We start from the raw sequence: 3,882 nt of genomic DNA, 5'->3' as shown, positions 1-3,882 counted from the left end.
TTTCTGCTTCGCGGGAATCATATCGGTTTGTCTGAAGGGTTCCGTAGCGCCAGCCAGCCAGTACCAGCACCGTTCCTAATACCAAAATTGCAATAATCCCTTTTTTAATCAGCTCTGCTTTTAACATTATCGTTCCCCCCGCTCCACAACCATCCGATTCCCACACCTACGCTCTGGTTACTTTCTTTTTCGGCTGGTTTGAAATCTATCAATCTATCAATAGCATTCCCTTTGTCAAAGGTTTTATACACACAGCTACGGCAAAGCCCTTCTAAAATATTCATCTGCCTACTGGGTGTTCGACCATACATCGTAGGCACCGTAAGAATAGACTATGATCACAATGCATCTTACACCAAAAGAGGTGAAATCATGTTTCCGATTTATCCTGTAAATGAAGCCAATGTGGCACCTCATGGTGGACGTCTGGTCTGTGCCGTTATGCGTGATGGTACACGACACATCGGCATCTTAAGTGGGTGTAGCAAAGGCAAGCTGATGTTGAACGGATATCCATCCTCCTTTCCTGGCAGTCTCTACGCCGGGAGCTACAGTAACAAAGGAAAACAATCCCCAAAAAAGAATTCCTCTAAAAAGAAAAAAAGGAATCCTAAAAACAAAGCTCGTACCTCTGCCAAACTAAATGCCTTAATTAAGCCACCTAACGAACCTCTGAGTCCATCCTTTCCTTATGACGCAGGCGGATTTGCTGGAAATGGTTATAGTAGTTATGGAAATGGCAGACCAGGCTATCGCGGTGGGTACGGCGGATATGGATACGGGGCAGGGCTTGCACTAGATCTGGCTTTAATCGCCTTTTTATTCCTCCTGATCTAAACACCTTGTTATGGAATACAAAAAACCGGAGGACTATTGTCGTCTCCGGTTCTTTGTATTCGTTTATTCTACATTCTACTCTGCTAATCCGTTCTTATAGGCATAGATCGCCGCCTGTGTACGGTCTTCCACTCCTAATTTAGCGAGAAGGTTCGTGACATGGAATTTTACCGTCTTAATCCCGATAATCAGCTCATCTGCGATATCTTGGTTAGACTTCCCTTGTGCCAACAGGCGAAGCACCTCCATCTCACGATCAGTCAGTTCCGTATGCGCGGGTGCCTCAGCCTGTGGCTGGCGAAATCGATTCATCATCTTGGAGGCCACCTGTGACTCTAGTACGGACTGTCCGCGTGCAGCTGCACGGATCGCATCCGCTATCTCGGAAGCACGAGACGTTTTGAGCAAATAGCTGAATGCCCCTGCCTCAATGACCGGATACATTTTCTCATCGTCCAAATAACTTGTCAGCACAATCACCTTTGTCTCTGGAAGCAGACGAGTTACTTGGCGTGTCGTTTCGATGCCATCCATGCCATCCATGACCAGATCCATCAAAATGACATTTGGCTTGTATTCGGAAGCCAACCGTATGCCTTCTTCTCCGCTTCCAGCCTCGCCGACCACTTCAATACCTTCTTCCGTCCCCAGCACCGCCGCAAGACCAATCCGTACCATTTCATGGTCGTCTACCAGCAGTACGCTAATCGGTAATTCCGTTTCCATGATCATCGTTCCTTCCGCTTTCATCATTAATAACTGGCACGGAAACCTCGATCCGTGTTCCTTTTCCCGGTGCCGTTATATATTGAATAGCTCCCCCAATTTCACTGACCCGCTCCTGCATTGTGGATAATCCATATGAAGTCTGCTTTTTCTCATCCAGTTCAAAACCAATACCGTTATCCCGAATCGTCAGCCTGATGGAATCCGGGCGTTGCACGATACGAATTTCCATGCGGGTTGCTTTGGCATGACGCAATGTATTAGACATCGCTTCCTGAACAATACGAAACAAGTGGTTCTCAATGCCTTTAACCAACTGTACTCCGCTTTCAATCTCAAAATCAATCTCCATCGGTACCTTTGCCTGCAACTCCTGTACCAAATCACGCAAACCCTGCTCAAGCCGTTTTCCTTCCAGATAGACAGGCCGCAGATGAAGTAGTAACGCCCGCATTTCGGATTGTGCCACGGAAGACATTTCTTCAATTAGCGCAACTTGACGCTGCGCTTTATCAAAATCCTTATCCAGCGTCCTCCCCACAGCCGTCGCCGTCATTGAAATAGCAAATAATTGCTGTGATACGGCGTCATGCAACTCTCTGGCCAGCCGCTGCCGCTCCTCCACAATCGCAGTCATCCGTGCCTGTTCTGCCAACTGAGCATTATCCGTGGATAAGCGTTGTAAAGACGTAACTTGTTCCTGCCATTTACGCCCGATCCGTTCCAGCTGCTCTCCCAGCCTGCCAAGCTCATCATGCCCTAGGGGCGGCAACTCACGTGCAGGGGTTCCCTTTTCCCACATCAGCAACGTCTCTCTCAACATTTCCAATCTGCTTTTAAAGCGGTAGCTCTCATAAAATCCGTACATTGCCCCTGTACCAATTAACACCAGTATAACGGCTCCTGCAACTTTCAATATCATGCCCCAGGTTGGGAACGACTTCACATATCCATATGTATACAGCATATAAAAGACAACTACGCCCACAACAACACACAGGAGGATACCTTCACCCATACTGCGGGTTACCATGTTGGACGTTTTTTTATGATTCATCCCGGCTCCTCCTGATTCAATAAAATCGGACGCGGACATCGCCCGCCAAGTACGAAACGACAAACTTCACTTTATACTCACTCTGCTCAAAATGAGGAGACTTCCAAACCAGTCGATTGAGCATCCCCGCCTCATGATCCCGGTCAAACTGAATCTGTCCGAACAATACGAGCATCTCCACCTCTACACCGTAATTATCCGGTAACGTGATGTCAATGTCACCGAAGATCCCTTGTAGAAATATGACGGACTCACGTTCCTCTGGGAGAGCCAACGTCAGGTCAGCATCCACGTCCCCAACCACATGCCATATGCTTGTGCTGCGCAGACTCCAAGGCACTTCATCCCATTTATGATTGGATATAAAATTGTGCTTGAATATGGAGCTTTGACCTTTATGCAGCTTCCTTGAACGTGAATAGAATACAGCTAATGATGCTAGTGTAACTACCACAAACAGGAACAAATGATCCAGCACTAACAGTCCAGCACCAATCGCGAGCATCGTGTAACCTTTTTTGATTTTGGAATTACGGATCTTATATATTCCGGCCAACATTAGGATCAGTGCAACCACGGAGAGGAACCCAATCCACTGACCGAATAAAATGATAATCCCGATGCCAATCCCTGCCAGTGCCAAGGCTGATTTTTTTCTCTCCATGCTGCACCCCCTTTATGTTTATACAGGACGGAAAAGCCATAGTGGCGCGACATTCCGCCATATGGCTTTCCCGGACCATACAGATTGAGCACGATCATCGACCAATGTCCATTCCATACAGCATATCATAATGTCTTGTTTCCGAGTAGTCAGTCCTTCTTCATATCGACTGGTTTAGCACCTGTCTGAATTTTGGACTTAAGCTGTTGAAGCTGCTCATCCACTTTAAACTGTTTTTCAGCCTCAGCTGGATTAATATATGTTTCTCCTGGAGCTTGACGGTAAGGAGCACGCAGTACGTCAGCTTCAGCTTCCATTTGCATGATTTTTTCTTCCATACGGTGGAAGCCCAATGAAGCAGACCCACTTTCAATCGTGTGCAAACTATTGATTTGAGACATTTGCTTTTTGGCTTTCGCCATTTGAGCACGGGATACCAACTCATTGCGCTTGTTGCGCATTTTATAGAATTCATCTTTCATGTCGTGAAGCTGTTGTACCAATTCTTTTGCTTGAAGCTCAGCTTGTGTATGCAAGTCGCGGTATTCGTCCTGCTTCTGCACAAAATAAATCTTCTCTCCCAACAGCTTGCGCGCTA

At 46.8% G+C, this 3,882-nt stretch carries 5 protein-coding genes and 1 pseudogene; 1 reads left to right on the top strand and 5 read right to left on the bottom strand.

The annotated features are described in order from the left end of the window. Positions 1–127 (bottom strand): annotated as a pseudogene (locus GRP75_RS30740) (YwmB family TATA-box binding protein); the annotation flags it as partial. Between the two features lie 245 nt (positions 128–372). Here GRP75_RS30740 and GRP75_RS20975 point away from each other — a divergent pair. Further along, positions 373–837: a hypothetical protein gene (locus tag GRP75_RS20975; RefSeq protein WP_068941930.1), complete on the top strand. Its 465-nt coding sequence runs from the start codon at positions 373–375 to the stop codon at positions 835–837. Between the two features lie 75 nt (positions 838–912). On the opposite strand, the gene GRP75_RS20970 is transcribed toward GRP75_RS20975, so the two are convergent. The 4 genes from GRP75_RS20970 to GRP75_RS20955 all read right to left on the bottom strand — a co-directional run. Beyond that, the gene (locus GRP75_RS20970; protein WP_013372995.1) at positions 913–1,563 is read right to left on the bottom strand and encodes a response regulator; all 651 of its coding nucleotides are present in this window, start codon (positions 1,561–1,563) and stop codon (positions 913–915) included. Then, positions 1,541–2,620 carry a sensor histidine kinase gene (locus GRP75_RS20965; RefSeq protein ID WP_023990236.1) on the bottom strand — a complete coding sequence of 360 codons (1,080 nt, stop codon included), beginning with the start codon at positions 2,618–2,620 and terminating at the stop codon, positions 1,541–1,543. The genes GRP75_RS20970 and GRP75_RS20965 overlap by 23 nt, the downstream gene beginning before the upstream one ends. A 16-nt stretch (positions 2,621–2,636) precedes the next feature. Beyond that, the gene (gene liaF, locus GRP75_RS20960; protein ID WP_023990237.1) at positions 2,637–3,284 is read right to left on the bottom strand and encodes a cell wall-active antibiotics response protein LiaF; all 648 of its coding nucleotides are present in this window, start codon (positions 3,282–3,284) and stop codon (positions 2,637–2,639) included. A gap of 149 nt (positions 3,285–3,433) precedes the next feature. After that, positions 3,434–3,882 (bottom strand): PspA/IM30 family protein (locus tag GRP75_RS20955; protein WP_202404243.1); only part of this gene is annotated, 449 nt, incomplete at its 5' end.

This window comes from Paenibacillus sp. OT2-17 (assembly GCF_009827695.1).
Classification (GTDB): domain Bacteria; phylum Bacillota; class Bacilli; order Paenibacillales; family Paenibacillaceae; genus Paenibacillus; species Paenibacillus polymyxa_B.
Note: the sequence above shows the minus strand (reverse complement) of the source record. Positions and strands in the feature narration are given on the sequence as shown.